This window comes from Gilvimarinus sp. 1_MG-2023 (assembly GCF_030548285.1).
The window spans coordinates 1-456 of record NZ_JAUOSC010000137.1 but is presented as its reverse complement, the minus strand read 5'-3'; the positions used below and the strand labels follow the sequence as shown (position 1 = coordinate 456).

The window sequence follows — 456 nt, the reverse complement described above, 5'->3', positions numbered from 1 at the left end:
ACCGTGATGAGTTGTGCCGAACGGAAAAAACAATTGTGGTTGGCATTATTAAATCTGCCCATGGAGCAACAATGAATAGTCATGGTGCCTGTCTTGTCTCAGCTGGCCCGGATGATCTGGAAGCGGTTATGGCCATTGAGCAGCGTTGCCAGTCTCATCCCTGGAGTCGTGAGGTGATGTTACGCTACCTGAGTAAAGAGCATGTGGTGTGGCGACTGGAGCTGGATGGCACCCTGATTGGTTTTGCCGTTGTTACTCAGATAGCGGGAGAGGCGGAGTTGCTGGATATCGCAATTGATCCTGACTATCAAGGGCGAGGCTTTGGCCAACAATTATTACAACAGTTGCTGGATGACGTTGGCAGCAAGGGGAATGAGCGCATGTTTCTGGAAGTACGTGCCAGCAATATGCCAGCAATTGCTGTTTATGAAAAACTGGGGTTCTGCCAGATTGGTG

At 50.0% G+C, this 456-nt stretch carries 1 protein-coding gene; it reads left to right on the top strand.

Annotated features, from left to right (window positions below):
- Positions 1-71: 71 nt before the first annotated feature.
- A partial coding sequence (gene rimI / locus Q4563_RS16100; protein ID WP_303605192.1) for a ribosomal protein S18-alanine N-acetyltransferase occupies positions 72-456 on the top strand: 385 nt, incomplete at its 3' end.